The organism is Pseudomonas sp. AC252 (genome assembly GCF_979258105.1).
In genome coordinates this window covers 2,675,606-2,688,220 of the sequence record NZ_OZ409837.1, presented here as the reverse complement: position 1 = coordinate 2,688,220, position 12,615 = coordinate 2,675,606, and the positions used below count along the sequence as shown (strand labels likewise).

Sequence of the window (12,615 nt, the reverse complement as noted above, 5' to 3'; positions counted from 1 at the left end):
TCACAGCCGTAGACGACGTTGATTGTCAGCTCACCGCAGGCTGACGCTCTAGAACGCTGTTTCCAGCTCGGTCTCGGCGGCGAAGCGATGGATTTCCCGCTGACCGGTGGCGGTCAACTGCAAGGCGCGGGAATCGTTGGGCAAATTCAGCCAGCCGGACTGCATGAACAACTGCAACAGCGCCGCGCCCAGTGAGCCGCCCATGTGCGGACGGCGCTCGCTCCAGTCCGGGCAGGCGCAAGCGACCTGCACGTTGCGGTGCGCCAGGGCCTGGATGAACACGCCGCGCTGGGCCAGTCGGGTGGAGCCCTTGTGAGTGACCACCACACGCTGCTCGATTTGTTCGATCCAGCCGGCATCGAGCAGGCGCTGATACAGATCAGCTGCCAGGGTGCCGCCCAGATGATCGTCGCAAAACCGCGCGCGCAACAGCGAAGACGGCGCCGCCTCTGGCCTGACCATCGGCGTGGTGCGTTTCAGCGCAGCGGGAATTTGCCGTGGCGCGCTGGCAATGGTGGCGCTGGCCAGTGCCTCGATCGCCGCACCCACCTCCGGGGCTGCCAAGCGGAAGAAGCGTTTGCGCCCACGCATTTCGATGTTCAACAGTCCACCTGCGGACAGTCGCCCCAGATGCGCACTGGCCGACGACGGCGAGAGCCCGGCCAGTAACGCCAGCTCTTCGGCTTGCCGCGCCGAGCCATCCATCAACGCCCACATCATCGCGCTGCGCTTGGGGTCGGCCAGCAATGTCGCGATCTGGCTGATGCACGGTGCATTTTCCATTTGTTCACTCCCTGTCGAATCGTATCGTCTACCGCTCGGAGACATCTTGGCCGCTAATGGGTGATCGGCCAACACGCGAAAACCGCCCTGGATCGGGGCAAGGCCTGCCACCGACACCAGCTGCTCCGGCACACAACCTTGCAGCAGAAGTTGCAACCGCCACCAAAAGCCGGCAACGCGTTACGGGATCTGCGCGCCAGGTGTCAGTGCAAGCATGAGGCGGGCGCTAGTATAAGCGGGTTAAGCCAGACGTCCTGCGCCCGGGCCTGCGTAGGTGGCGATTGTTCCTGAGAGAAATTTCTCTATTTGCCTGCGACTAATGATCAACTTTGAGAAAAGCGGGAAATTGACTACCCAATTCGGCGCAACGGCTGGCGAGCATCTCCCTCAGCAGGTTCACCGGCTTACTCAATTGTGCGCGATGGGCGCACAACAGATTCAGCGGTGCGCGCTCACACAGCAGTTCCGGCATCAGCACTTTGAGGCGCCCGGCGAGCACATCGGTACCCACGTCGAGCCATGACTTGTAAGCGATCCCGGCACCGGCCAACGCCCATAGCCGCACCACGTCGGCGTCATCGCTGAAACGATCGCCGCTGACGGTCAGGCCGACTTCGCGCTTGCCATCGTGAAAACTCCAGTGATCGTGAACGCGGCTGCCAAGCATGTATAAAAGACAGTTGTGCTGGGCCAGTTGCTCGAGCTGGCGCGGCTCGCCATGCCGGGCCAGATAATCTGGAGAGGCGCACAAAACGCGGCGATTGTGCGGGGCAATGGGCAAGGCGATCAGGCTGGAATCTTCCGGCTCGCCATAGCGCAGGGCGATGTCCACCGGTTGCCGGAAGAGGTCGGCGATGCGATCGCCGAGCAACAGCCGCACGGTCAGTTTCGGATGTTCACGCTGGAACGCATCAAGCCACGGCAGCAGCAGATTGCGCCCGAAATCCGAAGGCGCCGACAGCTGCAGAATCCCGCTGACCTGGTCCTGACCGCTGGCGAGCAAGCGACGCCCTTCGTCGAGATTGCTCAGGGCGGCGCGGGCATACTCAAGGAAGCCTTCGCCCTCGGCGGTCAGGCGCAGGCTGCGGGTCGAACGCGCCAGCAGCCGCGCACCGAGCTGCTGCTCGATGCGCTTGAGTGCCGCGCTGGCCACGGCGGCGGACATGTCCATCACCCGTGCGGCCGCCGACAGGCTGCCCAGATCGGCAGCGCGGACGAACAACTGCAGGTCATCAAAACGCAGCATGCGCAGCCTCGATTATCAAAAAAATATTGAAAGAGCCTACTCTTTTAGCCGGTTTTATCGCGCAGAGAAATAGCCAATGATGGCCTCCATCGAATTCATCCTGATTTCTTCTTCTATCAACCGCACGGAGCCATCCATGAAAGCCATCGCCTATTACGCCTCTCTGCCGATCAGCGACGCCAAGTCTCTGCAGGACATCGAACTGCCGGAGCCGGTCGCCGGCCCGCGCGACCTGTTGGTGGAAGTCAAAGCCATCTCGGTCAACCCGGTCGATACCAAAGTGCGGCAGAACGCGGCACCGGAAAACGGCGCGGCAAAAGTGCTGGGCTGGGATGTTGCCGGTGTGGTCAAGGCGGTCGGCAGCGACGTCACCCTGTTCAAGGCGGGCGACAAAGTGTTCTACGCCGGTTCGATCGCCCGGGCCGGTGGCAACAGCGAGTTGCACGTGGTTGATGAGCGCATTGTCGGCCACATGCCCAAGTCCCTCGGTTTTGCCGAAGCCGCCGCACTGCCGCTGACCGCGATCACCGCTTGGGAATTGCTCTTCGAGCGCCTGCAGATCAGCGAAGGCAGCACCGATCAGGGTCAGAGCCTGCTGATCGTCGGCGCGGCGGGCGGAGTGGGTTCGATCCTCACTCAATTGGCCAATCAATTGACCGGCCTGAAAGTCATCGGCACCGCGTCCCGTGCGCAAACCCGTGACTGGGTCAGCGACCTGGGTGCCGATCTGGTCATCGATCACAGCCAGCCGCTGAGCGAAGAATTGAAACGCGCAGGCATCACCAGCGTGACCCATGTCGCCAGCCTGACCCAGACCGATCAGCATCTTGCGCAACTGGTCGAAGCCCTCGCGCCGCAAGGCAAACTGGCGCTGATCGACGATCCGAAGTCCCTCGACATCAGCCTGCTCAAGCGCAAGAGCCTGTCGCTGCACTGGGAGTTCATGTACACCCGCTCGCTGTTCGAAACGCCGGACATGATCGAACAGCACAAGCTGCTCAACCGCGTTGCCGAGCTGATTGACGCCGGCACTTTGAAGACGACTTTGGGCGAGCACTTCGGCGCGATCAACGCGGCCAACTTGCGCCGCGCCCATGAGCTGCTGGAAAGCGGCAAGGCCAAGGGGAAAATTGTTTTAGAAGGTTTCTAAAAAATAAAGCCTCGCAATCGCTGGTGATGCCAGAGCGGTTGCGGGGCTTTTTGCCGTCAGTCGGTTGCCTGACCCTTGTCACAATTACGCGGGTATCGAGGTCTACAATCGAAGCCTCTGCGATACATCTTTTACGCAAGGGAGGTCAGCAATGAAGATCCTGATAAAAGAAGTGGCAACGTCCCAATGGCAGGTGCGCCTGGACCAGCATGTCGTGACCTTTCGCAGTGAAGCCGAGGCCCTGGCTTTCACTCGCACCCTCGAAGCGCGACTCTGCGCGCCCCACCGGATCCCCGAACCCAGCCAGCAGCGCGCCGCTGGCTGAGCTTTCCAGGCGAAGCTTCAAACCTGGGCTTGCGCCAACGCTCGGGCATTCTGCAGACGCCGGGTGAGCAGCGCGACGCTCACCACCAGCAGACCGCACAGGCTGATGACCATGGCCATCGGCACGGCGCTGCCATCGTGCAACACCCCCACCAAGGCGGCGGCACCGGCGGCGATGCTGAATTGCAGACAACCGAGCATCGCCGACGCACTGCCGGCGCGTGCGCCCTGACCGTTCATCGCGCAAGCCGAGGCGTTAGGAATGATGCAGCCGAGGCTGGCGATGCAAATGAACAGCGGAATCAGCAACGGCCACAGCGCATCCGGACGCATTGAGCTGACCGCCAGCAATGTCAGTCCGGCGAGGAAATACACCCACACCGCGCGCACCAGCAAAAACGCCGGGCCGCGCTTGGCGAGCAGGCGCGCATTGACCTGCGCCACCAGAATGAAGCCCGCCGCGTTGGTGCCGAACAGCCAGCCGAAATGCTCGGCAGGTACGCCGTAGAGCTTGATGAACACAAACGGTGAGCCGGCGATGTAGGCGAACATCCCGGCAATCGCGATGCCGCCGGTCAGGGCATGGCCCAGATAGACCGAATCCTTGACCAGTCGCGCGTACTGGCGCAACGCACCGGACAACGGCTGGCGCGGGACGTGGGCCGGCATGCTTTCCGGCAGCCCCAATGCCACCGCCAGACCTGCCGCCGCACTGAACCCGGTGAGCACCAGAAAGATCGACTGCCAACCCGTGGTGTTGACCAGCAGACCGCCGAGCATCGGCGCCAGAATCGGCGCCAGGCCCATCACCAGCATCAGTTGCGAAAACACCTTCGCCGAGCCGACCGCGTCGCACTTGTCGGCAACCACCGCACGGGAAATCACCATCCCCGCGCAACCGCCCAATGCCTGGACGAAACGCGCGCCGATCAGCCATTCCAGGCTCGGCGCGTAGGCGCAGGCCAAGGACGCCAGGGTGAACAGGGCAACGCCGCTGAGCAGCGGCAGCCGTCGACCGAAACGATCGGAAATCGGCCCGTACGCCAGTTGGCCCAGCGACAGACCGAGGAAGTACGCCGCCAGCGTCAGCTGGACATGCTGCTCATCGGTGCCGAACGCCGACGCCATGGCTGGGAAGGCAGGTAAATAGAAGTCGATCGCCAAAGGACCGAAGGCGCTCAAGGCGCCGAGTATCAAAATCGTGCGGAAATTCATCAGGCATCCAGGTGGGCAAGTCGCAGCCCGACAGTCTAGCCGCGCCCGGACCCCTTGAACATTCCGATAGCTCGCTAACGATCAATTTCAGACGAGCTTCACCTCATATCCCTCTTCGCGGATCGCTTCGATCACCTGATCGGCACTAAGCGCACTTTCGACGCCGACTTCCTTGGCCGCCAGATCGACGCGCACGCTGGCTGCCGGATCCAGCGCCTGCACCGCAGTGGTAATGGCTTTGACGCAATGACCGCAGGACATGCCTTGAACGTTGAACACTTGCATGGGAAGACTCCTTTGAGTGAGGTTGCCGGCAGTCTCGAGCTTGCCACGATGGCAAGGTCAAGTTCTGCGCAAAACTGCCGGGCTGGCAATCGGCGTCGCGCTCGGCCAAGCTGCGTGTATCAATGACTGGAATTCAGGAGATTCAGCCATGCGCTGGTCAGCTTTGAGCCTGCTTGGCTTGCTCAGCCTCTTCGCCGCCGTCCCGCAGGTGCAAGCCGCCGGTGAGGACTACGCGGTACTGATCATTTCCCGCGAGCGCCTCGAAGTGGCGACCTCGTGCGAGATCGGCGTGTACATCCAGGACCAGCTCTCGGCGCGCCTGTTCCAGGAGCAGAGCACTTCGTTCAACCTGCCACCGGGCAAGGTTTCGCTGCGCTTGAAACTGCTGCCAGGCCAGGCACCGGGTTGCAATCCCGGCATGCTCGCACCGGGTTCGCAGGAAGTCGTGCTGCACGCCGGGGATGTGCTGAAGTTCCGCCTGGCGATGAATGCCGAAGGCGTGTACCTGAAGCCGGCTGGCCTCGGTTACTGAGCAGACACCCGATCCGTCGCCGATCGTTCCCACGCTCTGCGTGGGAATGCAGCCGTGGACGCTCTGCGTCCCGAAGCGTGACGCGGAGCGTCACAGTAGGCATTCCCACGCGGAGCGTGGGAACGATCAACATCTTGCGGAATGGTGCTTGACCTTGCCCGCATGGCAAGGTTGATCCTGTAGACATCCACTACAGGGAGCGCGACCGATGTCCGAATCCACCACTTTCGATCTGCCGATTGCTGGCATGACCTGCGCCAGTTGCGCCGGGCGTGTCGAGCGGGCCTTGCGCAAGGTCAGCGGCACCAGTGCCGTCAGCGTCAACCTCGCCACCGAACAGGCCCGGGTGCAGGCACCCGGCGACAGCCTGCCGGCGCTGATGCAAGCCGTGGAGCACGCCGGTTACAGCGTGCCCCGGCAAACCGTCGAATTGAACATCGACGGCATGACTTGCGCGTCCTGCGTCGGTCGCGTCGAACGCGCCCTGAACAAAGTCCCAAGCGTGAGCAGCGTCAGTGTCAATCTGGCCAATGAACGTGCGCACATCGAATTGCTCGGCCAGGTCGATACGCAAACCCTGCTCGACGCGGTGAGCAAGGCCGGTTACGCGGCCAGCGTCTGGCAAGCCGAACGGCCACAATCCGATGACCAGCAACAACGCCTGCAGCGCGAGCGTTGGGCATTGATCTGTGCGATCGCCCTCGCCCTGCCGCTGGTGTTGCCGATGTTGCTGCAGCCGTTCGGTATTCACTGGATGCTCCCGGCCTGGGCGCAATTCGCCCTCGCCACCCCCGTGCAATTCATCTTCGGCGCACGCTTTTATGTCGCGGCATGGAAAGCCGTGCGCGCCGGCGCCGGCAACATGGACCTGCTCGTCGCCCTCGGCACCAGCGCCGGTTATGGCTTGAGTGTCTATGAATGGGCCAGCGCCGCCGGACGCATGCCGCATCTGTATTTCGAAGCCTCGGCGGTGGTCATCGCCTTGGTGCTGCTCGGCAAATACCTTGAGAGCCGCGCCAAACGCCAGACCGCCAGCGCCATTCGCGCTCTCGAAGCGTTGCGGCCGGAGCGGGCGATTCAAGTCATCGACGGGCGTGAGCAGGACGTTGCGATCAGCGCCCTGCGCCTCGAAGACCTGGTGCTGGTCAAACCCGGCGAACGCTTCCCGGTGGATGGCGAAGTCGTCGAAGGCCAGAGCCACGCCGACGAAGCGCTGATCAGCGGCGAAAGCCTGCCAGTGCCGAAACAACCGGGCGACAAGGTCACCGGCGGCGCGATCAACGGCGAAGGTCGTTTGCTGGTGCGCACCCAGGCGCTCGGCGCGGAAACCGTGCTGGCCCGGATCATTCGTCTGGTCGAAGACGCGCAAGCGGCGAAAGCGCCGATTCAGAAACTGGTGGACAAGGTCAGCCAGATCTTCGTGCCGACCGTGTTGCTGATCGCCCTGGCCACGCTGATCGGCTGGTGGCTGTATGGCGCGCCGCTGGAAACTGCGGTGATCAATGCCGTCGCCGTGCTGGTGATCGCCTGCCCGTGCGCCCTCGGCCTCGCCACCCCGACGGCAATCATGGCCGGCACCGGCGTCGCCGCGCGTCATGGGATTCTGATCAAGGACGCCGAAGCGCTGGAGCGCGCCCACGAAGTCAGCAGTGTGGTGTTCGACAAGACCGGCACGCTGACCTCGGGTACGCCGCGTATCGCGCACTTCAGCGCGGTCGATGGCGACGAAAATAATCTGCTGACACTGGCCGGTGCCTTGCAGCGCGGCAGCGAGCATCCTTTGGCCAAAGCCGTGCTGGATGCAGCCGCCGAACGCGGCTTGAACGTGCCCGATGTCAGCGACAGCCAGGCGCTGACCGGACGCGGTATCGCCGGCACGCTGGATGGCCGGCGCCTGGCGCTGGGCAATCGGCGGATGCTCGACGAAAGCGCTTTGAGTGCCGGTGAATTGAGCGCATCCGCCGAAGCTTGGGAACGCGAAGGTCGCACTCTGTCGTGGCTGATTGAACAAAGTCCTCAGCCGCACGTGCTGGGTCTGTTCGCCTTCGGTGACACGTTGAAACCCGGCGCTCTGCAAGCGGTGCAACAACTCGCCGCGCGGGATATCCACAGCCACCTGCTGACCGGCGACAATCGCGGCAGCGCACGGGCGGTGGCCGAGGCTCTGGGCATCCGCAATGTTCACGCCGAAGTGCTGCCCGCCGACAAAGCCGCGACCGTCGCCGAGCTGAAGAAAACCGGGGTGGTCGCCATGGTCGGCGACGGCATCAACGACGCCCCGGCCCTCGCCGCCGCCGACATCGGCATCGCCATGGGCGGCGGCACCGACGTCGCCATGCACGCCGCCGGCATCACCTTGATGCGCGGCGATCCGCGCCTGGTGCCAGCGGCGCTGGAGATCAGCCGCAAGACCTACGCAAAGATTCGCCAGAACCTGTTCTGGGCCTTTGTCTACAACCTGATCGGCATTCCGCTGGCGGTGTTCGGCTACCTCAATCCGGTGCTGGCCGGTGCGGCGATGGCGCTGTCGAGCGTCAGCGTGGTGAGCAATGCGCTACTGTTGAAAACCTGGAAACCCAAGGACCTGGAGGAACACCGATGAACATCGGCCAAGCGGCCCGGCAGAGTGGCCTGAGTGCAAAAATGATTCGTTACTACGAGTCGATCGGTTTGCTCAAAGCGGCCAATCGCACCGACAGCGGCTACCGCGTGTACGGCAGCGATGACCTGCACACACTGGCGTTCATCAAGCGCTCGCGGGATCTGGGTTTCTCCCCGGAGGAAGTCGGCAAGCTGCTGACCCTCTGGCAGGATCGCCAGCGCGCCAGCGCCGACGTGAAGGCCCTGGCGCGCCAGCACATCGACGAGCTGAATCAGAAGATCCGCGAGCTCGGCGAGTTGCGTGACACCCTGCAGGATCTGGTCGAGCACTGCAGCGGCGACCATCGCCCGGACTGCCCGATCCTCAAGGAACTGGCGTCGGGCTGCTGCGCGCAACCCGCCCGCGCCTGATCCGCAACAGCGTCACCACGCCCAAGGTGCCGAGCGGGATGCCGTGGAACAGCATGACCACGGCCCCCGGCGTCCACCACGCATAGAACGGCGCGGCGACCAGCATGCCGATGCCGAAACCGCTCATCTGCAGCAAGGTCAGCACGCTGAAAATCGGCAGGCGCAACGCCGCAGGTTCCCGTTGCAGCCGGGACATCAGACTGACTTCGGACACGCCATCGCCGAGCCCCGCCGGCAAGGCGAACAGCAGCAACCCCACGAGGCTTTGCTGCTGGAACATCAGAATGAAACCGCACGACATCAGCGCCACGCCGCAGAAAAATCTTCTTTCGAGGTGGCTGTTCTCCGAGCCTTTGAGGTGACTGGCGATGCGCGCGCCGAGCAGTTTGCCGCTGGCCCATACCGCAAGCGCCAGGCCCAAGGTCGTACTCGCCGCCTCGGGCGTGAGCAGTTTCGAAATGATCGGGAAGCCCACGTTGTGCGCGGCGCTGCCCAAGGTGTCGGCCATGGTCACCGCGAGCATGGCCGCGACCACTGGCACCGAACGCAGGCCTTGCCGCAGCGCAAACCATTCACCGCGTTGCGGCTGTTCGCTGATGTCCGCTTTTTTGAAACGCAGCGGCACGATCAGCAGCGCCGCGAGCAAATAGGTCAGCGCGTTAAGGGCGAAGACCGTTTCGAAACCAAAAGCAGCCACCAGCAACCCCGACACCAGACTGCCGCCGACCATCGCCGCAGAAGAAGCTGAAGTGATCCAGGCGTTGGTCTTGAGCAATTGCGCCGGCTCGATCAAACGCGGCAATTGGCTGTTGAGGCCGATGGCGAACATCGAATTGCCCAGGCCAAGGCCGAAGGCAATGAACGGCAACAGCCATGCCTGCTGACTGGCCGGCGTGATCAACAGCAGCCCCAGCAGCGCGGCGCGCAACAGATCGAAGGCAATCAGCGGCGCGCGGCCCTGCCAGCGCCGGTAGAAGCGTGTGCCGATCAGACTGGCGAAGATTCCGCCACCGACACGGCTCGCGAGGAAGATGCCGACGCTCATGGCGCTGTTGCTCAGCAGGTAGACGTAGGTGGCCAGCGCGACCATGTTGAGGAAGGCGCCGAAATCCGAGATCAGCCGGGCGGTTACGATCAGGTGGGTGTTGCGTGGGGTGGTCACATTCAGTCCTTGAGTGTGCGAAGGCAAGCCAGATTCCCATACAACTTTCAGCAACACCAATATCTCTTGTGGGAGCGAGCCTGCTCGCGAAAGGCATTTGAACCACCGTTATCGGTGACTGACATACCGCCTTCGCGAGCAGGCTCGCTCCCACAGGTGTTTCGCTGGTTCTGGAATGCGCAGGCACAAAAAACCCGGCCGAAGCCGGGTTTCTCATCACGCGATCATTGCATCCACGGCGGTGGAGGCGGTTCTTCGGGTTTGCCTTTCGGCGCGTCGTCCGCCGCGCGAATGGCTTGCTTGCGTTCCTCGTCGAGGCGCGCCGCTTCGATTTCGCGCAACACCCCGCCGACATCGGCCAGGTCTTCCGGATCGTCGAACTCGCCGGTCAGCACACTGTTCGGGTGCAAGGTGCCGGCTTCGTACAACGCCCACATTTCCTTGGCGTACTTGGTCTTCTTCAATTCCGGCGCGAAACGGCCGAAGTACGAAGCCATGTTGCCAACGTCACGCTCAAGCATGCTGAACGCGTGGTTGTTGCCCGCAGCGTCGACTGCCTGGGGCAAGTCGATGATGACCGGGCCGGTCGGGGTCAGCAGCACGTTGAACTCGGAGAGGTCACCGTGCACCAGACCGGTACACAACATCAGCACGATCTGCGAAATCAGGAACGCGTGATACTCGCGCGCCTGATCCGGCTCCAGCACCACGTCGTTCAGACGCGGCGCGGCGTCGCCGAATTCGTCGGCCACCAGTTCCATCAACAGCACGCCGTCGAGGAAGTCATAGGGTTTGGGCACTCGCACACCGGCGCCGGCCAGACGGAACAGCGCCGCCACTTCGGCGTTCTGCCAGGCGTCTTCGGTCTCTTTGCGACCGAACTTGGACCCCTTCGCCATAGCCCGCGCCTGACGGCTGTTACGAACCTTGCGGCCTTCCTGATACTCGGCCGCCTGGCGGAAACTGCGTTTATTCGCCTCCTTGTAGACCTTGGCGCAACGTAACTGATTGCCGCAGCGCACTACATAAACAGCTGCCTCTTTGCCACTCATCAGTGGGCGCAGCACTTCGTCGACCAGACCGTCCTCGATCAGGGGTTCAATGCGTTTTGGAGTCTTCATCAGCTTTTATTGTGGGTCCTTTATTACCAAACACGCGAATGTCACTCGTTATACGGCAATCCTCGCCCGACGGGGAGGGGTTGCCGACCTGTGAACCTTGAGGATGCACACACTGTGCCGGATCAATCGCAGCGACCCGGGCGAATCATAGCCGAGACCGTGGCATTGATTGGTATCGGCCGGCAAGGGCATTTGCGACAGAATCTGACATGCACATGCACCGAAGCCCCTGTGGGAGCCTGCTCGCGAAAGCGGTCTGTCAGCAGAAAATGATGGCGACTGACACGCCCCCTTCGCGAGCAGGCTCGCTCCCACATTGGAATACTGCTTAGCGTTCAATGATCGCGGTGACACCCTGCCCGCCCGCTGCACAGATCGAGATCAACCCTCGGCCCTTGCCCGCCGCATCCAGCAGTTTTGCCAGATTCGCGACAATGCGCCCGCCCGTCGCAGCAAACGGGTGCCCCGCCGCCAGCGAACTGCCCTTCACGTTAAGCCGACTGCGATCAATCGACCCCAACGGTGCGTCGAGACCCAAGCGGGTTTTGCAATACTCGGGATCTTCCCAGGCCTTGAGCGTGCACAGCACCTGCGCAGCGAACGCTTCGTGAATCTCGTAGTAATCGAAATCCTGCAAGGTCAGGCCGTTGCGCGCCAGCAAGCGTGGCACGGCGTACACCGGCGCCATCAGCAGGCCCTCGGCACCGTTGACGAAATCCACCGCCGCCGCCTCGCCGTCGCGCAGATAAGCGAGGATCGGCAAGCCGCGCTCTTTGGCCCATTCCTCACTTCCCAGCAACACCACCGAAGCGCCATCGGTGAGCGGCGTAGAATTGCCCGCCGTCAGCGTGCCCTTGGCGCTTTTCTCGAACGCCGGTTTCAGCGTGGCGAGTTTTTCCAGGGTCAGGTCCGGGCGCAGATTGTTGTCGCGGGTCAGGCCAAGAAACGGTGTCATCAGATCGTTGTGCCAGCCTTCGCTGTAGGAAGCGGCGAGTTTGTGGTGGCTTTCAAAGGCGAGTTGATCCTGTTCTTCGCGAGGAATATTCCAGGTCTGCGCCATCAGCTCACAGTGCTCGCCCATCGACAGGCCAGTGCGTGGCTCGCCGTTGCGCGGGAATTCGGGAATCAGATGCTGGGGCCGCAACTGCAAAAGGGTTTTCAGTTTGTCGCCGGTGCTCTTGGCGCGGTTGGCCAGCAGAAGAATCCTGCGCAGGCCTTCGCTGACGCTGATCGGCGCATCGGAAGTGGTGTCGACGCCGCCGGCAATGCCGCAGTCGATCTGGCCAAGGGCGATCTTGTTGGCCACCAGCAGCGCCGCTTCCAGACCAGTGCCGCAGGCTTGCTGAATGTCATAGGCCGGCGTCGCTGGAGACAGGCGCGAGCCGAGCACGCATTCGCGGGTCAGGTTCATATCCCGTGACAATTTAAGTACCGCGCCCGCCACCACTTCGCCGATGCGCTGGCCGTGCAGATTGTAGCGTTCGATCAGGCCTTCCAGCGCGGCGGTGAGCATCGCCTGATTGCTTGCGGTGGCGTACGGCCCGTTGGAGCGGGCGAAAGGGATGCGGTTACCGCCGATGATCGCGACGCGGCGCAGCTGGGTCATGGATAACTCCTGTGGAATTTGCGGATTCACATGGAAACCTGTGGGAGCTGGCTTGCCAGCGATGGGGGCGGCATTTCCAACCCTTCAGCGGCTGACACTCCGCTATCGCGGGCAAGCCCGCTCCCACAGGGTCAGTGGTCTACTCTGCTAAACCAGCGTAGGCCTTATTGCGGCGATCG

At 62.8% G+C, this 12,615-nt stretch carries 12 protein-coding genes; 5 read left to right on the top strand and 7 right to left on the bottom strand.

The window, feature by feature from the left end:
• Positions 1-48: 48 nt before the first annotated feature.
• Positions 49-783, bottom strand: coding sequence for an ArsR/SmtB family transcription factor (locus ACZZZ4_RS12260; protein WP_463547913.1), 735 nt, complete (start codon positions 781-783; stop codon positions 49-51).
• A 316-nt stretch (positions 784-1,099) separates the two neighbouring features.
• The gene (locus ACZZZ4_RS12255; protein ID WP_039764074.1) at positions 1,100-2,029 is read right to left on the bottom strand and encodes a LysR family transcriptional regulator; all 930 of its coding nucleotides are present in this window, start codon (positions 2,027-2,029) and stop codon (positions 1,100-1,102) included.
• Positions 2,030-2,165: 136 nt separating this feature from the next.
• Here ACZZZ4_RS12255 and ACZZZ4_RS12250 point away from each other — a divergent pair, with 136 nt between their 5' ends.
• Both ACZZZ4_RS12250 and ACZZZ4_RS12245 read left to right on the top strand, forming a co-directional pair.
• Positions 2,166-3,179 (top strand): zinc-binding alcohol dehydrogenase family protein, encoded by a 1,014-nt coding sequence (locus ACZZZ4_RS12250; RefSeq protein WP_463547912.1) that lies wholly within the window; start codon positions 2,166-2,168, stop codon positions 3,177-3,179.
• A 151-nt stretch (positions 3,180-3,330) separates the two neighbouring features.
• Positions 3,331-3,504: a hypothetical protein gene (locus tag ACZZZ4_RS12245; protein ID WP_165368392.1), complete on the top strand. Its 174-nt coding sequence runs from the start codon at positions 3,331-3,333 to the stop codon at positions 3,502-3,504.
• A gap of 17 nt (positions 3,505-3,521) precedes the next feature.
• Here ACZZZ4_RS12245 and ACZZZ4_RS12240 read toward each other — a convergent pair whose 3' ends face one another.
• A complete protein-coding gene (locus tag ACZZZ4_RS12240) occupies positions 3,522-4,718 on the bottom strand; it encodes a multidrug effflux MFS transporter (protein ID WP_463547911.1) in 1,197 nt (398 codons plus the stop codon).
• A gap of 87 nt (positions 4,719-4,805) precedes the next feature.
• Entirely contained in the window at positions 4,806-5,003 is a 198-nt protein-coding gene (locus ACZZZ4_RS12235; RefSeq protein WP_056787762.1) for a cation transporter, read from the bottom strand.
• Positions 5,004-5,151: 148 nt separating this feature from the next.
• Here ACZZZ4_RS12235 and ACZZZ4_RS12230 point away from each other — a divergent pair, with 148 nt between their 5' ends.
• From ACZZZ4_RS12230 to cueR, 3 genes are all read left to right on the top strand, one after another.
• On the top strand, positions 5,152-5,535 hold the full coding sequence (locus tag ACZZZ4_RS12230; RefSeq protein WP_039764068.1) for a hypothetical protein: 384 nt from the start codon (positions 5,152-5,154) through the stop codon (positions 5,533-5,535).
• 208 nt (positions 5,536-5,743) lie between these two features.
• Positions 5,744-8,137: a copper resistance metal-translocating P1-type ATPase CueA gene (gene cueA, locus ACZZZ4_RS12225; protein WP_463547910.1), complete on the top strand. Its 2,394-nt coding sequence runs from the start codon at positions 5,744-5,746 to the stop codon at positions 8,135-8,137.
• On the top strand, positions 8,134-8,547 hold the full coding sequence (gene cueR, locus ACZZZ4_RS12220) for a Cu(I)-responsive transcriptional regulator (protein WP_463547909.1): 414 nt from the start codon (positions 8,134-8,136) through the stop codon (positions 8,545-8,547). Before cueA ends, cueR begins: the two co-directional genes overlap by 4 nt.
• Here the strand turns inward: cueR and ACZZZ4_RS12215 are convergent.
• The 3 genes from ACZZZ4_RS12215 to ACZZZ4_RS12205 form a co-directional block, all read right to left on the bottom strand.
• Entirely contained in the window at positions 8,501-9,709 is a 1,209-nt protein-coding gene (locus ACZZZ4_RS12215) for an MFS transporter (protein ID WP_463547908.1), read from the bottom strand. The two genes, cueR and ACZZZ4_RS12215, sit on opposite strands and share 47 nt — an antisense overlap.
• Before the next feature lie 224 nt (positions 9,710-9,933).
• The gene (locus tag ACZZZ4_RS12210; protein ID WP_016771829.1) at positions 9,934-10,830 is read right to left on the bottom strand and encodes a PA4780 family RIO1-like protein kinase; all 897 of its coding nucleotides are present in this window, start codon (positions 10,828-10,830) and stop codon (positions 9,934-9,936) included.
• 328 nt (positions 10,831-11,158) lie between these two features.
• Complete coding sequence (locus tag ACZZZ4_RS12205; RefSeq protein WP_463547907.1) at positions 11,159-12,436, bottom strand: acetyl-CoA C-acetyltransferase; 1,278 nt, start codon at positions 12,434-12,436, stop codon at positions 11,159-11,161.
• Between the last annotated feature and the right edge of the window lie 179 nt (positions 12,437-12,615).

Excerpts from the sequence above, each read along its gene's own strand:
- ACZZZ4_RS12250 (WP_463547912.1), top strand. The coding sequence starts at position 2,166 with ATGAAAGCCATCGCCTATTACGCCTCTCTGCCGATCAGCGACGCCAAG.
- cueA (WP_463547910.1), top strand. The coding sequence starts at position 5,744 with ATGTCCGAATCCACCACTTTCGATCTGCCGATTGCTGGCATGACCTGC.
- ACZZZ4_RS12205 (WP_463547907.1), bottom strand. The coding sequence starts at position 12,436 with ATGACCCAGCTGCGCCGCGTCGCGATCATCGGCGGTAACCGCATCCCT.
- cueR (WP_463547909.1), top strand. The coding sequence starts at position 8,134 with ATGAACATCGGCCAAGCGGCCCGGCAGAGTGGCCTGAGTGCAAAAATG.
- ACZZZ4_RS12235 (WP_056787762.1), bottom strand. The coding sequence starts at position 5,003 with ATGCAAGTGTTCAACGTTCAAGGCATGTCCTGCGGTCATTGCGTCAAA.
- ACZZZ4_RS12260 (WP_463547913.1), bottom strand. The coding sequence starts at position 783 with ATGGAAAATGCACCGTGCATCAGCCAGATCGCGACATTGCTGGCCGAC.
- ACZZZ4_RS12240 (WP_463547911.1), bottom strand. The coding sequence starts at position 4,718 with ATGAATTTCCGCACGATTTTGATACTCGGCGCCTTGAGCGCCTTCGGT.
- ACZZZ4_RS12255 (WP_039764074.1), bottom strand. The coding sequence starts at position 2,029 with ATGCTGCGTTTTGATGACCTGCAGTTGTTCGTCCGCGCTGCCGATCTG.
- ACZZZ4_RS12210 (WP_016771829.1), bottom strand. The coding sequence starts at position 10,830 with ATGAAGACTCCAAAACGCATTGAACCCCTGATCGAGGACGGTCTGGTC.
- ACZZZ4_RS12230 (WP_039764068.1), top strand. The coding sequence starts at position 5,152 with ATGCGCTGGTCAGCTTTGAGCCTGCTTGGCTTGCTCAGCCTCTTCGCC.
- ACZZZ4_RS12245 (WP_165368392.1), top strand. The coding sequence starts at position 3,331 with ATGAAGATCCTGATAAAAGAAGTGGCAACGTCCCAATGGCAGGTGCGC.